The following is a 17,691-nucleotide window of genomic DNA, read 5'->3' as shown; positions in this document are numbered from 1 at the left end:
CCAATCAGCGGGAAGCGAAGCGCCGCTCGAGGCGCTGCGTGAAACGGGAGACGGGATAGCAGAACAGGAAGAACGCCATCAGAACGGTGAGATAGACCACCACGGTGAAATCGTTGCGCTGCACGGCGGTGCTGGCGTCGGTCGCGGCGTGAAGAAGCTCATGCACGCCGACCAGCGAGGCGAGCGCCGTGCCCATGGTGATCGATGCGTAGAGGTTCATCCACGGCGGCAGGGAGCGTTTTATGCATTGCGGCAGGATGATCCAGCGCAGGGTCTGGTTGCGCGAAAAGCCCAGCCCCTGAGCGGCTTCCCATTGCGCTGTCGGAATGGACTGGATGGCGCCGCGGGTGATTTCGGCGATATGGGCGCTGGCGGGAATGGCAAGGCCCACAACCGCCTTGATCCAGTCCGGAAAAGGAATGTAGTTGCCAAAGGCCACGATCTCGAAGGGGAAGATGTAAGTCGCGGCAAAGATCAGCACCAGATGCGGGGCATTGCGGAAAATCTGCACATAGGTCAGTGCCGGTGCGCGAACCAGACGGTAGGGCGCAAGCTCCATGATGCCGAGAAGAACGCCGATAAATGTGCCGATGGCGATCGCCAGAATGCTTATCAGCACATTCATGGCGAAACCCTTGGCGAGATAGGGCAGCCATTCCAGCAGCACCTGGCCGAGCGACGGATCGAGGACCAGCCACAGGATGACGGCAACCAGGACGCCCAGCAGCAGAATGGTGCCGAAAGGCGGCTTCTTCACCGCCCGTGTTGGAGAAACCACCGCACTCATTGACCGAACCCCGGAACCGCAAGACGCCGTTCAAGCCAGAGACCGGCCCTTGCGACGATGAAATTGATGACGCTGAAGAAAACGAGGATAACGATCATCAGCTCGACCACATTGTCGCGCTGCGTCCAGATCAGGATGGAGGCATAGGTGATCTCACCCACGGCGATTGCAGAGCCGACCGTGGTGAGCTTCACCAGATTGACGAGATTGTTGATGATGGAGGGCAGCGCTGTGCGGATCGCCAGCGGAAACTCCACATAACGCAGAATCTCGAAGGAACTGAAACCGATTGCACGCGCTGCCTCGATTGTGGTGCCGGGCACCGCCTCGATGCCGCCACGCAGCGCTTCGGCATGGAAGGCGGCAATGTGCAGTCCCGTGACCGCAACGACCCAGAAAAACGGTGTCAGCGGATTGTTCTGCGCGCCACCCAGCGCATTGGAAATCAGCATGTTGAGCACGAGGAAACCGCACATCAGCTGTACCAGCGTCGGCGTGTTGCGCGTCAGTTCCACATAGGCGCGCACAGGACCGGCAAGCCAGGTCCTCCCGGATGTGAGCATTGCCGCGAAAATGAAGCCGAAGACGAGGCTGAGCGGCAAGGTGACGGCAACGAGGATCAGCGTCATCTTCATGCCGTCGAGCCAGATCTGAACCTCATAGCCGCTGTTCAGAAAATCATAGTTGAGGCCAAGATGCGCGGCCAGTTCTATGAAGCGCGCTGTAAATGAATCCTGCATTGGAAATCCATGCTGTTATTGCGGGTGCCGCCACGCGGGCGGCGCCAGAATGGCCTGCCATTCAGGCTCAGCGTGCCGTTGACGTGAACGGACACATCACAATTGCCACCCTTCAGCGCCAGCAGCGATTCCGGCTGGCTCGGCAGCGCCTTTACCTGCGCGCCATATTGCTCGATCAGCGGCTGAGTGTAGTTGGAACCTTGAGACACGCAGGCGATCTTGCCTTTCAGGTCGGACCAGTCCTTGATGCCAGAGTCTTTTCGACCGATGGCGGCGCCGCCCTGACGGTCATAGGGGGTGGGCACGTAGTCGAGCGTTTTCGCACGTTCTTCGGTGTACTGCATGTTGGCGATAAGAATATCGACCTTCCCCTGCTGCAGGAACTGCACGCGGTTTGGCGGGGTCACGGTCTCAGTCACCAGTTCAACGCCGAGACCTGCGGCGAGCGCCTTGGCGACGTCGATGTTGAGGCCCTTCTGCTCCTGCGTTTTTGGATCGATAAAACCAAAAGGCGCGCCGGAAAGAATGACGCCGACGGTGAGCTTGCCGCGACCCTTGATGCGGTCAAGCGTTGCATCCGCGTGAGCGGTGGTTGCCAGCGAGGCGATGACAACGGTTCCGGCGATGAGTTTCGCGGCAAACTTGGGGAGGGAGAAGGCCATGGGTATTTCCTTTTGCTTGTGGCTGGAACCTACATGACGGACTTGCAGAGAGCGAGAATTGGCATTGCGCAAAAAATACTATGAATAGAAACGAGTTCCAATAATGTTGTCAGGCAGAAAAAATATCCTAATAATTTAAAATAGTAGAATCTTGTTCTTTAGGTTTTAGTGGTGTGCGGCTTGTTTCAACCAAGAGGCGAGAAGCAAGCCGCACTGCCTTTCAATTATCGTCCGGCATTATAGGCCGCGATTGCTGCCATGTTGACGATATCGCTGTCCTTGGCCCCCATCGAGGTTATCTGCACCGACTTGTCGAGGCCGACGAGGAGAGGGCCGATGACGGTCGCACCGCCCAATTCCTGCAGCATCTTGGTGGAGATGGAGGCGGAATGGATGGCGGGCATGACCAGCACATTGGCGGGGCCGGAAAGGCGCGCGAAGGGATACTGGCTCTGCATGCGGTGATGGTTCAGCGCCACATCCGCCGACATTTCGCCATCGACCTCGAAATTGACGTTGCGCTTGTCGAGAATTTTCACCGCCTCGCGCACCTTGTCGGAGCGTTCGCCGACCGGCTGGCCGAAGGTGGAATAAGCGAGCATGGCAACGCGCGGCTCGTAACCGAAACGGCGGGCGAGGCCGGCTGCCTCCTCGGCGATATCGGCAAGGTCCTCGGCATTCGGCATGTCGTGCACGGCCGTGTCGGCCACGAAGACGGTGCGGTTGCGCGAGACAACGAGGGATACGCCAATGACGCGATGGCCGGGCTTGGTGTTGATGCAACGGCGGATATCTTCCAGCGCCGTCGAATAATTGCGCGTCACGCCCGTTACCACCGCGTCCGCATCGCCCATCGCCACCATGCAGGCGGCGAAGTGGTTGCGGTCGTTGTGGATCAGGCGCTGCACGTCGCGCAGCAGGAAGCCGCCGCGCTGCAGCCGCGCATAGAGGTAATCGATATAGGCATCGACCCGGCTGGAGAGGCGGGCATTGGTAATTTCGATATTGGCGCGGTCGAGATCGATACCGGCACGCTCCGCATTGGCCTTGATGATATCGTCACGGCCGAGCAGGATGGCGGTACCAAGCCCTTGAGCGGTAAACGAAATCGCCGCGCGCATGACCTGTTCTTCTTCCGCTTCGGCAAAGACCACGCGCTTGGGCGAACGACGCACACGCTCGTAAAGGCGTTGCGTGGTCGAGGCCATCGGATCACGACGGGCCGAAAGCTCACGGGCATAGGCGTCGAGATCGGGAATTTCGCGCTGGGCGACGCCGGTTTCTATAGCGGCTTTTGCCACGGCGACAGGAATGGCGGAGATCAGGCGCGGATCGAACGGGACCGGAATGATATATTGCGGTCCGAAACGCGGGCGGTTGCCCTGATAGGCGGCGGCCACATCGTCAGGCACGTCTTCGCGGGCGAGATCCGCCAGCGCCTGCGCGGCGGCGATCTTCATGGCATCGTTGATCTGGCGGGCACGCACATCGAGCGCGCCGCGGAAGATATAGGGGAAGCCGAGGACGTTGTTGACCTGGTTCGGATAGTCGGAACGTCCCGTCGCCATGATGGCGTCATCGCGGATGCGGGACACTTCTTCCGGGGTGATTTCCGGGTCGGGATTGGCCATTGCAAAGATAATCGGCTTCGGCGCCATGGAGCGGATCATTTCTTCGCTGAACGCGCCCTTCTGTGAGAGGCCGAACACCACGTCAGCACCCTTCATGGCTTCCGCCAGCGTGCGATTGTCGGTTTTCACCGCATGCGCGGATTTCCATTGGTTCATGCCCTCGGTGCGGCCCTGATAGATGACGCCCTTGGTATCACAGAGCGTGATGTTTTCCGGGTTGAAACCCATGGCCTTGATGAGGTCCATGCATGCGATTGCGGCCGCACCCGCGCCGTTGCAGACGAGCTTGGTGGTCTTGAAGTCACGTCCGGTCAGTTCGATGGCGTTGATGAGGCCGGCGGCGGCAATAATGGCGGTGCCGTGCTGGTCGTCATGGAATACGGGGATATCCATCAATTCGCGCAGGCGGCTTTCGATGATGAAACATTCGGGTGCCTTGATGTCTTCCAGATTGATGCCGCCGAAAGAGGGGCCGAGGTAACGCACGCAATTGATGAACTCATCGGCGTCTTCGGTATCGACCTCGAGATCGATGGAATCGACATCGGCGAAACGCTTGAAGAGGACCGATTTGCCTTCCATGACCGGCTTCGAGGCCAGCGCGCCGAGATTGCCCAGCCCGAGGATCGCGGTGCCGTTGGAGATGACGGCCACCATGTTGCCGCGTGTCGTATAATCGTAAGCGGTCGCCGGATTTTCGGCGATGGCTTTCACCGGCACGGCCACGCCGGGCGAATAGGCGAGCGACAGATCCCGCTGTGTTGCCATCGGCTTCGTCGGGGTGATTTCCAGCTTGCCCGGCCTGCCTTCCGCGTGGAAATCCAGGGCTTCCTGATCCGTAACCGATGTTCTTGTGCTGGCGGGCTTGGTCGTGTCGGACATGGGCTGTGTGTGCTTTCGTGTCTATAACAATGTAAAATATCCGCCGTTGTTATTGTATTTTTCGCGCGCCTGCCAAGCCTTGAATGTTGTTCAGTGCAGCAAATTTAAGCGGGATGAAATTTGCGGCCGATTCAATCGATTAATTCCGCGTCCTGCTTGTCAAAGGCTCAGTCTGTAGGCTCGGCGGGCCATATTTACGAAGGCTTCGACATGCAGGGCAAGCGCGCCGCGCCTGACGAGCAGTACGCAGTCGGACCATGCCTCCGCGCTATCGAGTGACACGGCGGCAGTGCCCCTTGCGGAAAGCACCGTGCTTTCCGGCAGGATGGAAATGCCTGCACCGGCCTCCACGAGCGCGAGAATCGTATTGACGTTGGCGATGCGCATGCCGACTTGCGGCGTGCAGCCGGCATCTTCGAAAAGCGAAAGCGCGCTGCTGCTGAGGCCGAGGCCAATCTCGTCAACCGGCAGCAGCAGTTTTTCGTGCAGGATATCGCTGACGGAAACCTGCGGGCGATTGGCGAGTACATGACGTTCCGGCAAAGCGACGCAAAGCCTCGAGCGGTCGAACGGAATGGTTCGCAAGGTCTGCGGCAGCGTGGGAAGAGGCGCGCGGATGAAGGCAACGTCGGTCTCGCGGGTCGTCACCTGCTCGATCAGCTGTTCCATTGTCATGCCGGGCAACAGTTCAAGCGTCACGTCTGGGTACTCTTCACCATAGCGGGTAATGAGCGCGGGTAGTTTACGCTCGGCCATGACACTCGTGCCGTAACCGATGCGCAGCGTGCCGAGCTGGCCGCGGCGGATCTGCTGCGCCCTTTCCAGCGCACTTTTGGTTCGTGCAAGGATTTCTTCCGCCTCGATGAGCATGGACTGACCGGCCGGGGTAAGTTCCACACCGCGATTGATGCGGTGAAAGAGCTTGAAGCCCAGATTTTCCTCCAGCTGTCGAATGCGCTGGGTGACGGCGGGCTGGGCAATGCCGAGCTGCAGGGCTGCGGCACGAAAGTTCCTCGCCCTTGCCGCTTCCACGAATATCGTGAGTTGACGAATATCCATCGGGAGATTTCTTTGTTTTGTCAGGTGTAATGTGATATAAGCATAGCTTATCGAAATTGCCCAGCTTGCGCATTGTCATCTTGTCGCAGGCGACGTTATACCGCAGCCAGTGTTTTGATCGTCTTTGCCGCTTTGCAGGCCTTGATGGGAGAAACCGGGGAGGATTTGTTCAAGCATCTTGCCCGCCGTCCATGGGGCCGGCGGTTACCTGCAGTGAATGGGTCAAGCATGACAGTCACGACGGAAGTCTTCCCCACCATTGTTCCCCGTTCAGCCGCGCCGCCTTCGGCGCATCTTCGCCTGGCCATTGCGGCCGCAGGCTGTCCCGGCTTCGCCGGACGCTGAACAATCACCGGGCTTCAGCCTTTTGGGGCAGCTCTTCTAACCGGACATTCTTTCATGGGTAATCCAGCAACTTCTTTATCGCTCCCAGCCAGATTGTGGCTGTTGGTGCTCGGCGCTGTCATCGTTGCCGCAGGCCTGTTCTTCGCCATTGGCGGCGGCCAGCTTGTGGCCCTCGGCGGCAGCCTCTATTTTGTCACGGCAGGCATCGCGCTCATCGTCTCGGGCCTGCTCATCCTGCTGCGCAAGCCTGCCGGTGCGGTTCTCTTCGGCCTTGTCTTCGTCCTCACCGGCATCTGGGCGGTGTGGGAAGCCGGATTGCACTTCTGGCCGCTCATTTCACGCCTTCTGGCGATGGGCGTCGGTGCCATTGTCGTTGCGCTCTCCTATCCTCTCTTGCGTCGCGCGGCCGGCAAGGCTCCGGCATACGGCGCCTCTTTCGCCATTGCCGCCATTCTCGCCATCGCCACCGGCGCGGGTTTTGCCGGCATGTTCGTGCCGCACCCCACCGTCGCCTTCAATGGTGAACCCGCAGCCCTGACGCCCGTAACACCGGAAACGGAGCAGAAGAACTGGGAACATTACGGCAATACATCCGGCGGCAGCCGCTTTGTCGCTCTCGATGAAATCACGCGCGACAACGTCAAGAACCTCGAAGTCGCCTGGACCTACCACACCGGCGATACCCCGATCAGCCCCGGCGCGAATGGTGCGGAAGATCAGGAAACGCCGCTGCAAGTTGGCGACACCGTGTTCCTGTGCACGCCGCATAACAATGTCATCGCTCTTGATGCAGATACCGGCGCAGAAAAGTGGAAGACGGAAATCAACGCGAAATCTTCCGTCTGGATGCGTTGCCGCGGTCTTGCCTATTTCGACGCCAAGGCGCCGCTGAAGCAGCCGACCGCACCGGGCTCCACGCCGGTTACCCCGGCGGTGGTGGCCGAGGGCGCGCTTTGCCAGCGTCGCATTCTGATGAACACCATCAATGCGGAACTGATAGCGCTCGATGCCGACACCGGCGCGTTTTGCCCTGATTTCGGCACCAATGGCCGCGTCGACCTGAAGATCGGTCTCGGCGATGCGCCGGACCCGCAATATGTGTTGACCTCCGCACCTACGCTTGCCGGCACGACTGTCGTTGTCGGCGGCCGTATCGCCGACAACGTTCAGGTCGATATGCCCGGCGGTGTGATGCGCGGTTTCGATGTGGTGACGGGCGCGCTTCGCTGGGCCTTCGACCCTGGCAACCCTGATATTACCGGACTTCCGCCCGAGGGACAGACCTACACGCGTTCCACACCCAACGTCTGGGCGTCCATGTCCTATGATCCGGAGCTGAACACCGTCTTCATGCCGGTCGGCAGCCCTTCGGTGGACTTGTACGGCGCAACTCGCACACCGCTCGACCATAAATATGGTGCTTCGATGCTGGCGCTCGATGCCACCACCGGTCGCGAAAAATGGGTCTACCAAACGGTTCATAACGACCTCTGGGACTTCGACGTGCCGATGCAGCCAAGCTTCGTCGATTTCCCGAAAGCGGATGGAACCACTGTTCCGGCACTGGTTTTCGGCACCAAGGCGGCGCAGATCTATGTTCTCGACCGGGCGACAGGCCAGCCGCTGACCAAGGTTGAAGAAGTTCCGGTCAAGCCCGCCAATATTCCGAACGAGCGCTACGCGCCGACACAGCCACGCTCGGTCGGGATGCCGCAGATCGGTGCGCAGACCCTGACGGAAGCGGACATGTGGGGCGCGACCCCGTTTGACCAGCTTCTTTGCCGCATTGCCTTCAAGGGCATGCGTTATGAGGGCCTTTATACGGCGCCGGGCACGGACCTCTCCCTGTCGTTCCCGGGCTCGCTCGGCGGCATGAACTGGGGCGGTCTTTCGACGGACCCAACCACGAACACGATCTTCGTCAACGACATGCGCCTCGGTCTCTGGATCCAGATGCAGGAAGCGGCACCGACCAAGGCTGTCGCGAGTGGCGGCGAAAGCGTCAACACCGGCATGGGCGTCGTTCCCATGAAGGGCACGCCCTATGCGGTGAACAAGAACCGTTTCCTGTCCGCTCTCGGTATACCCTGCCAGGCCCCGCCCTATGGCACGATGACCGCTATCGACATGAAGACCCAGAAGATCAAGTGGCAGGTGCCCGTGGGCACTGTCGAGGATACCGGTCCGCTCGGCATCAAGATGGGCCTTCCGATCCCGATCGGCATGCCCACGCTCGGCGGCACGTTGGCCACGCAGGGCGGTCTCGTCTTCATCGCCGGCACGCAGGATTATTATCTGCGCGCTTTCGATACGGCGACCGGCAAGGAAGTCTGGAAGGCCCGCCTTCCGGTCGGCAGCCAGGGCGGCCCGATGAGCTACAAGTCTCCGAAGACCGGCAAGCAATATATCGTCATCTCCGCTGGCGGTGCACGCCAGTCTCCTGACCGTGGCGACTATGTCATCGCCTATGCATTGCCGGGCTGACGCTTGCGTCACGCCTCACTTGAAGCCGGCCCCGGGAGCAATCCCGGGGTTTTTATTTGCTCTGCATCGATCCGCGCGAAGAAATCGAGCGGAACCTCACCTGCCGCGTGGCGTTAGGAAAGCGTGCCGGGGCAGACACCCAGCTGTTCACCAAGCTTTCACAAGGGGGACTTATGAGCTTGCGCTTGTCCGCCCATGAACCGATGATGGCGGTATTGGGAAATATGTATATTGTCCGGCGCGCCGGGAAATTTTTTGACGTTGGAAAGGTTTTATTGTGAAGGAACAATCTCGAAAGATCACGCCGGTTCTTCTGGCCGGTGGTGCTGGCTCCAGGCTATGGCCGGTCTCGCGCGATCAGTTGCCCAAGCAGTTTCAGCCGCTGGTCGGCAATCTTTCGACCTATCAGCAGACCCTGCAGCGGGTGGGTGACGAAACGCTTTATTCCGAGCCACTTGTCATCACCAACGAGGATTTCCGTTTTTTTGCCCGCCGTCAGGCGGAGGAGATCGATCTGCCGGCCACCGTGGTGCTTGAGCCCGCCCGCCGTGACAGCGCCGCCGCCATGGCCGCCGCCGCCGTGCTGGCCGAGCGTCGCGAGCCCGGATGCCTGGTTCTGGCGCTTGCTGCCGACCATGTGGTGCTCGATGCCGACAAGTTTTCCGATGCCGTGAAACTCGGCGCCAAAGCCGCCGATCAGGGCAACATCGTCGTCTTCGGTTTGGTGCCGACGGAGCCGCGCACCTCCTATGGTTACATCAAGCCGGGCGAGGCGATTGATGGTGAAAAGGATCTGAGTAAGGTCGAGGCCTTCGTGGAGAAGCCTGACATGAAGACGGCGATCTCCTATCTCGAAAAAGGCTATCTCTGGAATTCCGGAAACTTCCTGTTCCGCTCCGACGTGATGATTGCCGAACTGGAGGCCTTTGCGCCGGAAATTCTGGCCGCGGTAACGCAGTCAGTCGAGCAATATGAAAGCGACCTCGGTTTCGTGCGTCTGCATCAGGAAAGCTTCGAAGCCTCGCCCAAGAATTCCATCGACTATGCCGTGATTGAGAAGACCAGGCGCATGGCTGTCGTGCACGGCCATTTTCGCTGGTCGGATATCGGCAGCTGGGACGCGATCTGGGAGATCGCCGACAAACACAGCAATGACAATGCGCTGGAAGGTAACGGCGTCTTCATCGATTCCGAAGGCTGCCTCATCCATTCGACGCAATTGCTGACGACGGTGGTGGGCGCGAAGGACATAGTGGTGGTGTCCACCAAGGATGCGGTTCTGGTGGTGCCGAAGAACCGGGTGCAGGACGTGAAGGGTCTGGTGGAGACGCTGAAGGACGGCGAACATGCGCCACAGACGCAGACCCACAAGCGCGTTTACCGGCCCTGGGGCTACATCGAACACATGTATGTGGACGAGCGTTATCGGGTTGGTCATATCACCGTCGATCCTGGCCACCGCATCTCGTTCCAGAAACACTATCACCGCTCGGAACACTGGATCATCGTCAAGGGAACGGCCACCGTGACGATTGGTGACGAGACCCGGCTGCTGACGGAAAACCAGTCGGTCTATATCCCGATCGGCCAGCCGCACCGTCTTGCCAATGAGGGGCAGATCCCGCTCGAACTGGTCGAAATCCAGACCGGAGCCTATATCGGCGAGGACGATGTCATCCGCATCGAGGACGATTACAAGAGGCAATAGTTACCTACGCCAAGAGAATAAGCGAAGCGGACGTCTGCCCGCTTCGCCTTTTGGTTCAGGCAGCCACTGCATTTATACAATGGGCAAAGCCATGAGAGAGAATTGCCGCCTCCAGTCCCCGGCGCCAAAATAGCCATCCGAAGATGAGTCCGGGAATAAAATTCCCGGTCAGCACTGCAAGGACGAGTGCCGGTCCGGGCTGCGCGGCAATGGTAAACAGAAACGGCAGATGACCAGCGGCGAACAAAGCGGCAGCGATCACAATGGCGGCGCACATTATGAACGCTCGAACCTGCCCGCCTCCTGTAGAGCGCCAGAGAACCCACGCGAAAAACGACATCATGCCCCATCGGGTCAATAGCTCTTCGGTGACGCCGCCATAGAGAAGCCGGGTGGCCAGGGGAATGTCAAATCTGGTGATATTTGCCATGGTTGCTGCATCTGTGACCAAGGGCAGGATCGCCGACGAATAGACGATCATCACAATGGCAACGGCAACACCCGCAGCAAGTGCAGGAGGCACTTGTTTTCGCAGTACCGCACGCGGATCGCCGCCCGTCAGCCAGCTATCGATCAAAGGCGCATGGAGCCCGATTTTTGCGGCGAGGGCTTGGCCGGTGGCGACCGAGGCGACGGTCAGGACTGCTGGTTGGAGGAGTATCAACAGGCGCATCGCCATTGAAACCTGCTGCCCCGGTATGAGCTGCTCAAACGCGGCGAGTAAGAGCGATGCGACACCGATCAATCCGATGATCAGGAGAATATGCCAGCGTTTCATTGTCTCTTGCACCTGTTTCTTGCTGCGCAGGGTTCTTAAACCAGTGGCATTGCGTGTGGATTACGGCGCGCAAGCCCCTCTACGGTCCGCCTGTCAGGCGAATTTTGCCATCCTTCGAGACGCCGCTGAATGCAGTAACGAGATTCGTGTTTTAGGCGGTTGCCTAATCAAAAATCTTCGCATACGTTCCAACTGCAACGTTTCAGTGAGGGAGGAGACTCATGCGAATGCGTGTTATTTCTGCGGCTTTTCTGGCCAGCGTGATGATTCCGGCGGGCTTTGCCGGGGCCACTGATCTTGAGGTGACCCATTGGTGGACATCGGGCGGCGAAGCCGCGGCGGTGGCCGAACTGGCCAAGGCTTTCGACGCGACCGGCAATAAATGGGTGGACGGCGCGATTGCCGGTTCGGGTGGCACGGCCCGGCCGATCATGATCAGCCGCATCACCGGCGGCGATCCGATGGGCGCTACCCAGTTCAACCACGGTCGGCAGGCGGAAGAACTGGTGCAGGCCGGCCTGATGCGGGACCTGTCCGACGTTGCCGAAAAGGGTAAGTGGAAAGAGGTCATCAAGCCGGCGAGTCTGCTCGACAGCTGCACCATCGACGGCAAGATCTATTGCGCGCCGGTCAATATCCATTCGTGGCAATGGCTGTGGCTTTCCAATGCGGCGTTCAAGAAAGCGGGCGTCGAAGTTCCGAAGAACTGGACGGAATTTGTTGCGGCAGCGCCGGCGCTGAAAAAGGCCGGTATCCAGCCGCTCGCGCTTGGCGGCCAGGCATGGCAGGCGAACGGCCTGTTCGACACGCTGACGCTTTCGATCGGCGGAAAGGAACTTTATCAGAAGGTCTATGGCGACAAGGATGCCGAAGCGGCGGCAGGTCCTGAAATGGCAAAGATTTTCGCGGCTGCCGTCGAGGCGCGCGACATGGCCAAGGGCACCAATGTTCAGGACTGGAACCAGGCCACCAACATGGTCATCACCGGCAAGGCCGGCGGCCAGATCATGGGCGACTGGGCCCAGGGTGAATTCCAGCTCGCCAACCAGAAAGCTGGCACTGATTATTCCTGCCTTCCTGGCCTTGGCCTGAGTGAATACCTGACCACGGGTGGCGACGCCTTTTATTTCCCCGTTTTGAAGGACGAGGCGAAAACCAAGGCGCAGGATGTTCTTGCCGCGACCATCGTTGATCCGAAAACGCAGGTCGCCTTCAACCTGAAGAAAGGCTCGCTGCCGATCCGCGGCGACGTCGACCTGAATGCAGCCAATGACTGCATGAAAAAGGGCCTGGCAATTCTGGCCAAGGGCAATGCGCTGACCAGCACCGACCAGCTGATTTCCGCCGATACGCAGAAACAGAAGGAAGATCTGATGGCGGAATTCTTCGCGGGCTCGATGTCGGCGGAAGACGGGCAGAAGCGTTTCGCGGACATTATCGGTTCGGCTGACTGATCGTAATCTCTTCGGATCGGGAGCGGTTCGCCGCTCCCCTTCCAACGTCCGGGCTATGCCAGGATAACAGGCAATGGCCGGAGTTTCTCGCGGCGAGCCCCGTGCTCGGCCGTTGACTGTAACGTTACAGGAGGAGGTAACATGGCAGGTCAAGCGCGCTCACGGCGGCCCAACCAGCTTTTCCGCAATCTCAATTCGAAGATTGCCTCCATTCCGATGATACTGACCGCCGTGGTGATCTTTCTTGGCGGCACGGTCTGGACGGTGGTTTATTCCTTCACCAATTCCAAGCTTCTGCCGCGGGCGAACTTCATCGGTTTCGATCAATATGAGCGGCTGTGGGCCGCGCCGCGCTGGATCGTCTCAATCCAGAATCTGGCGATTTACGGCATCCTGTCGCTAATTTTCAGCCTTGTCATCGGCTTCGTGCTGGCGGCGTTGATGGATCAGAAAATACGTTTTGAAAACGCGTTCCGCACCATCTTCCTGTATCCTTTCGCTTTGTCCTTCATCGTTACCGGCCTCGTCTGGCAGTGGCTGCTGAACCCGGAATTTGGCATCCAGTCCGTTGTCCGTTCGCTTGGCTGGGAAAACTTCACGTTCGACCCGCTCTACAATTCCGAGATCGTTATCTATGGCATTCTGATCGCGGCGCTCTGGCAGGGCACGGGGCTCGTCATGTGCCTGATGCTGGCCGGTCTTCGTGGCATTGATGAAGACATCTGGAAGGCGACGCGCGTTGACGGCATTCCGATGTGGAAAACCTACACCCTCATCATCATACCGATGATGCGTCCCGTCTTCATCACCACGCTCGTCATCATCGCCAGCGGCATCGTCAAGGTCTACGACCTCGTGGTGGCGCAGACAAGCGGCGGGCCGGGCATCGCGTCCGAGGTCCCGGCAAAATATGTCTATGACTACATGTTCCAGGCGCAGAATCTGGGGCAGGGCTTTGCCGCCTCTACGATGATGCTCCTGACGGTTGCGATCATCATCATTCCATGGGCCTACCTTGAATTCGGAGGCAAGAAACGTGGCTAATCTCAGCACATTGAACACGGTTGTTGCCGCCAACGATGCGGTTTCCAATGAGCTCTCCGGCCCGCGCGGCAAGAAGCCAAGGAAAACCTTTTCCCGCCGCAACATCATTCTCTACGGCACATTGTTCGTGGCTGCTGCCTATTACCTGCTGCCGCTATACGTGATGGTCGTTACCTCGCTGAAGGGCATGCCGGAAATCCGGCTAGGCAACATTTTCGCACCGCCGGTGGAGATTACCTTCGAGCCTTGGGTCAAGGCTTGGGCGAATGCCTGTACAGGGCTGAATTGCGACGGGCTTTCGCGGGGCTTCTGGAACTCCGTACGCATCCTCGTGCCGTCGGTCGTCATTTCCATCATCGTCGCCTCCGTCAGCGGCTATGCCATGGCGAACTGGAAGTTCAAGGGATCGGAGTTGTTCTTCTCCATCCTCATCATCGGCGCCTTCATTCCCTATCAGGTGATGATTTATCCGATCGTTATCGTGCTCCGCGAACTGGGCATTTACGGCACACTGAGCGGCCTCGTCATCGTTCACACCATCTTCGGCATGCCGATCCTGACGCTGCTTTTCCGCAACTATTTCGCCTCGCTGCCGGAGGAACTTTTCAAGGCGGCGCGGATCGATGGCGCTAATTTCTGGCAGATTTATTTCCGCATCATGCTGCCCATGTCACTGCCGATCTTCGTGGTGGCGATGATCCTGCAGGTGACCGGCATCTGGAACGACTTCCTGTTCGGCGTGGTGTTCACGCGGCCGGAATATTACCCGATGACGGTGCAGCTCAATAACATCGTCAACTCCGTGCAGGGCGTGAAGGAATACAACGTCAACATGGCCGCAACCCTTTTGACCGGGGCCGTGCCGCTGATCGTCTATTTCCTCTCCGGCAGGCTTTTCGTCCGCGGCATTGCTGCAGGCGCAGTAAAAGGTTGAGCTATATGAACAAAAGCGTTTCCATCCGCGATCTTTCGCTGTCCTTCGGCGCCGTTACCGTGCTGAAAGACCTCAATCTCGATATTTACGACGGCGAATTTCTCGTGCTGCTCGGCTCTTCCGGCTGCGGCAAGTCGACCCTTCTCAACTGCATCGCCGGCCTTCTGGAGCCGACCGACGGACAGATATTCATCAAGGACCGTAACGTTACTTGGGAAGAACCGAAGGATCGTGGCATCGGCATGGTGTTTCAGTCCTATGCGCTCTATCCGCAAATGACGGTGGAAAAGAACCTTTCCTTCGGCCTTCAGGTCGCCAAAGTGCCGAAAGAGGAGATTGACCGCCGCGTCAAAAGGGCAGCCGGCATCTTGCAGATCGAGCCGCTGCTGAAACGCAAGCCGGCCGAACTTTCCGGCGGTCAACGCCAGCGCGTGGCGATCGGCCGGGCACTGGTGCGGGATGTGGATGTCTTTCTGTTCGATGAACCGCTCTCCAACCTCGATGCCAAGCTGCGCTCGGAGCTTCGCGTCGAAATCAAGCGGCTGCACCAGTCGCTGAAGAACACCATGATCTATGTGACGCACGACCAGATCGAGGCGCTGACGCTGGCTGATCGCATCGCCATCATGAAAAGCGGCGTCATCCAGCAGCTGGCTGACCCTGTCACCATCTACAACAAGCCAAGGAACCTGTTCGTCGCAGGCTTCATCGGCTCGCCCTCGATGAATTTCCTGCGCGGCGAGCTGATCGAAAAAGACGGCAAGGTGGTCTTCACCACCAATGGCGTGACTTTCGCACTTGACGGTTATCATGCGGAAACGCCGCTTGTCGCCGGTCGCGCGGTGGTTCTGGGCGTTCGCCCCGAACATGTGCGCGTTGATGCCGATATCGTCGGCGGGGAGGTGCACGAGGCGATCGTCGATATCGAAGAGCCGATGGGCGCCGACAATCTGATCTGGCTTAAACATGCCGGGCATACCATGTCCGTGCGCGTTGGCGGCCACAGACGGTTTTCACCCGGCACCAAGGTGCGCCTTGGCCTCGACATGACCATGGCCTCGCTGTTCGACGCGCAAAGCGAGGAACGGCTCTAAAGGGCGCTGACCACTCCCACACATTCCCAAGAACCACATCTCTATGGAGGAGACAATGACAGAACTCGGTTTTCAGCTTTACAGCGCCCGTAATTTTCAACCCTTTTCCGATATTCTGAAGAAGCTCTCAGCGGCAGGTTACAAACACGTGGAAGGTTACGGCGCCATGTATGCTTCGCTGGATGAAGCCGGGCTGAAAGGTCTGCGTGCCGAACTGGACGCCAACGGCCTGACCATGCCCACCGGTCATTTCGGTCTCGATCTTCTTGAAGGCGATCCCAAAAAGGCGCTGAATATTGCCAGCGCTCTGGGTGTGGAAGCGATCTATTGCCCTTACCTGATGCCCGACCAGCGCCCTAACGATGCCGCCGGCTGGTTCGCCTTTGGCAAGCGCCTGCAGGAAGCCGGAAAGCCCTTCGTGGATGCTGGGCTGGTCTTCGGTTGGCATAACCACGACTTCGAGTTCAAGGCGCTTGCCGATGGCTCAACGCCGCAGGAGCAGATATTTGCCGGTGGCCCCGACCTGAAATGGGAGGCGGATATCGCCTGGATTATCAGGGGCAATGCCGATCCGCTCGCCTGGATCGAAAGCTACGGCAAGCGCATCACCGCCGTGCACGTGAAGGACATCGCGCCCGCAGGGGAGAATAAGGATGAAGACGGTTGGGCCGATGTCGGCCACGGCACGGTGGACTGGAAAGGCCTCGTCGCGGCGCTGAAGACAAAGTCCGCCACGAAACATTTCGTGGTCGAACACGACAACCCGAAGGACATCGATCGACTGATTACCCGTTCTATCGCGTCGTTCAAAACCTATTAAGTCTCAGATTTCGGAGTTTCATCATGGCCAGAGATCTTGGCGTCGGCATCATCGGATGCGGCAATATCTCGTCTGCTTATTTTTCGCTGGCACCGCTTTTCAAGGGCATAAAGGTGCTGGCCTGCGCTGACCTCAACCGCAATGCAGCGGAACTGAGAGCGGAAGAATTCGGTGTTGTCGCGCAGTCCATCGAGGAATTGCTCGCCAACCCGGAAATCGACGTGGTGGTGAACCTTACAATCCCCGCCGCGCATTTTCCGGTATCGAAAGCCATTCTCGAGGCCGGTAAGCACGTCTATTCGGAAAAGCCGCTGGTGCTATCGCTGGAAGAGGGCGAGGAACTGCGGCGCATCGCCCGCGAGAAGAACCTCTCCGTCGGCTGCGCACCGGACACCTTCCTCGGCGGCGCGCATCAGCTTGCCCGGCAATATATCGATGACGGCAAGGTCGGCCGCATTACGTCGGGCACATGCCATGTGATGAGCCCCGGCATGGAAATGTGGCATCCCAATCCTGGCTTCTTTTTCCTCAAGGGCGGCGGGCCGATCCTCGATCTCGGTCCGTATTACATCGCCAATCTTATCAACCTCATTGGCCCGGTGAAACGTGTCGGCGCGCTCACTTCGATGGCAAATCCGACCCGTACGGTGACCAGCCAGCCGCTGAACGGCGAGATCATCCCTGTCGAGACCCCGACAAATATCCATGCCCTGCTGGAATTCGTGAATGGTGCGACGATCACGCTTTCGGCGAGCTGGGATGTCTGGTCGCATCGTCATGCCAATATGGAACTCTATGGCACGAAAGGCTCGATCTACGTGCCGGATCCGAATTTCTTCGGCGGTGTTGTCGAAGCCAGCGGTCGCGACAAGAATATCCAGCCGCTGGAAGACTGGGCGCACCCCTTCGGCATCGCCAATCAGGAAAGCCCGAACGGTCCGCGTGCAAATTACCGCACGGCCGGTCTTGCCGATATGGCGATTGCCATTCTGGAGGGGCGCGACGCGCGCTGCTCGCTGGATCGTTCCCTGCACGGTATCGACGTGATGACGTCGATCCTGAAGTCCGGCGAAGAGGGCCGTTTCATCGAGATGACGACGACCTGCACGCAGCCGGCCGCGCTCGGCATTGAGGAGGCGCAGGCGTTGCTGCGCTGAGGACGGAAGATCATTCCTTGAAAAGCGGTGAAGGTAACTTTGCCGCTTTTCGTGATTTCAGCTAGGGACTTCACAAATTCCCCGCTTTGCTTTAAAGCCGCCCCTGTAATCC

The 17,691-nt window shown here is 59.0% G+C and carries 14 protein-coding genes and 1 pseudogene; 9 read left to right on the top strand and 6 right to left on the bottom strand.

The features are described from left to right. Positions 1-4 precede the first annotated feature (4 nt). The 5 genes and pseudogenes from BLU28_RS12885 to BLU28_RS12865 all read right to left on the bottom strand — a co-directional run bounded on the left by BLU28_RS12885 (position 5) and on the right by BLU28_RS12865 (position 5,761). Positions 5-787 carry an amino acid ABC transporter permease gene (locus tag BLU28_RS12885; protein WP_006698607.1) on the bottom strand — a complete coding sequence of 261 codons (783 nt, stop codon included), beginning with the start codon at positions 785-787 and terminating at the stop codon, positions 5-7. Further along, complete coding sequence (locus tag BLU28_RS12880; RefSeq protein ID WP_006698606.1) at positions 784-1,527, bottom strand: amino acid ABC transporter permease; 744 nt, start codon at positions 1,525-1,527, stop codon at positions 784-786. The genes BLU28_RS12885 and BLU28_RS12880 overlap by 4 nt, the downstream gene beginning before the upstream one ends. Positions 1,528-1,589: 62 nt before the next feature. Further along, positions 1,590-2,189, bottom strand: a pseudogene (locus tag BLU28_RS12875) (transporter substrate-binding domain-containing protein); the annotation flags it as partial. 224 nt (positions 2,190-2,413) lie between these two features. Next, positions 2,414-4,702, bottom strand: a complete 2,289-nt coding sequence (locus BLU28_RS12870) for an NADP-dependent malic enzyme (protein ID WP_034498268.1) — start codon at positions 4,700-4,702, stop codon at positions 2,414-2,416. A 159-nt stretch (positions 4,703-4,861) separates the two neighbouring features. Next, positions 4,862-5,761 (bottom strand): LysR family transcriptional regulator, encoded by a 900-nt coding sequence (locus tag BLU28_RS12865; RefSeq protein ID WP_022563617.1) that lies wholly within the window; start codon positions 5,759-5,761, stop codon positions 4,862-4,864. Positions 5,762-6,160: 399 nt separating this feature from the next. On the opposite strand from BLU28_RS12865, the gene BLU28_RS12860 reads away from it, so the two are divergent. The 3 genes from BLU28_RS12860 to BLU28_RS12850 are packed head-to-tail and all read left to right on the top strand — an operon-like array spanning position 6,161 to position 10,298. After that, the gene (locus BLU28_RS12860) at positions 6,161-8,590 is read left to right on the top strand and encodes a glucose/quinate/shikimate family membrane-bound PQQ-dependent dehydrogenase (RefSeq protein WP_006698604.1); all 2,430 of its coding nucleotides are present in this window, start codon (positions 6,161-6,163) and stop codon (positions 8,588-8,590) included. 56 nt (positions 8,591-8,646) lie between these two features. Further along, entirely contained in the window at positions 8,647-8,871 is a 225-nt protein-coding gene (locus BLU28_RS12855; protein WP_077986415.1) for a hypothetical protein, read from the top strand. Continuing rightward, entirely contained in the window at positions 8,868-10,298 is a 1,431-nt protein-coding gene (locus tag BLU28_RS12850) for a mannose-1-phosphate guanylyltransferase/mannose-6-phosphate isomerase (protein WP_077986414.1), read from the top strand. The genes BLU28_RS12855 and BLU28_RS12850 overlap by 4 nt, the downstream gene beginning before the upstream one ends. 55 nt (positions 10,299-10,353) lie before the next feature. Here the strand turns inward: BLU28_RS12850 and BLU28_RS12845 are convergent, their stop codons facing one another. Continuing rightward, positions 10,354-11,076 (bottom strand): CPBP family intramembrane glutamic endopeptidase, encoded by a 723-nt coding sequence (locus tag BLU28_RS12845; protein WP_077986413.1) that lies wholly within the window; start codon positions 11,074-11,076, stop codon positions 10,354-10,356. A gap of 221 nt (positions 11,077-11,297) precedes the next feature. Here BLU28_RS12845 and BLU28_RS12840 point away from each other — a divergent pair, with 221 nt between their 5' ends. The 6 genes from BLU28_RS12840 to BLU28_RS12815 all read left to right on the top strand — a co-directional run bounded on the left by BLU28_RS12840 (position 11,298) and on the right by BLU28_RS12815 (position 17,579). Continuing rightward, complete coding sequence (locus BLU28_RS12840) at positions 11,298-12,530, top strand: ABC transporter substrate-binding protein (RefSeq protein ID WP_077986412.1); 1,233 nt, start codon at positions 11,298-11,300, stop codon at positions 12,528-12,530. Between the two features lie 141 nt (positions 12,531-12,671). After that, a complete protein-coding gene (locus BLU28_RS12835) occupies positions 12,672-13,574 on the top strand; it encodes a carbohydrate ABC transporter permease (protein WP_022563623.1) in 903 nt (300 codons plus the stop codon). Then, positions 13,567-14,508, top strand: coding sequence for a carbohydrate ABC transporter permease (locus BLU28_RS12830; RefSeq protein ID WP_004438490.1), 942 nt, complete (start codon positions 13,567-13,569; stop codon positions 14,506-14,508). Before BLU28_RS12835 ends, BLU28_RS12830 begins: the two co-directional genes overlap by 8 nt. 5 nt (positions 14,509-14,513) lie before the next feature. Beyond that, the gene (locus tag BLU28_RS12825) at positions 14,514-15,602 is read left to right on the top strand and encodes an ABC transporter ATP-binding protein (protein WP_044459817.1); all 1,089 of its coding nucleotides are present in this window, start codon (positions 14,514-14,516) and stop codon (positions 15,600-15,602) included. 55 nt (positions 15,603-15,657) lie between these two features. Further along, positions 15,658-16,422, top strand: a complete 765-nt coding sequence (locus BLU28_RS12820) for a sugar phosphate isomerase/epimerase family protein (RefSeq protein WP_006698598.1) — start codon at positions 15,658-15,660, stop codon at positions 16,420-16,422. A 23-nt stretch (positions 16,423-16,445) separates the two neighbouring features. Beyond that, positions 16,446-17,579 (top strand): Gfo/Idh/MocA family protein, encoded by a 1,134-nt coding sequence (locus BLU28_RS12815; RefSeq protein ID WP_077986411.1) that lies wholly within the window; start codon positions 16,446-16,448, stop codon positions 17,577-17,579. Positions 17,580-17,691 lie beyond the last annotated feature (112 nt).

The organism is Agrobacterium pusense (genome assembly GCF_900102105.1).
In the GTDB taxonomy this organism is placed as follows: domain Bacteria; phylum Pseudomonadota; class Alphaproteobacteria; order Rhizobiales; family Rhizobiaceae; genus Agrobacterium; species Agrobacterium pusense.
Note: the sequence above shows the minus strand (reverse complement) of the source record. Positions and strands in the feature narration are given on the sequence as shown.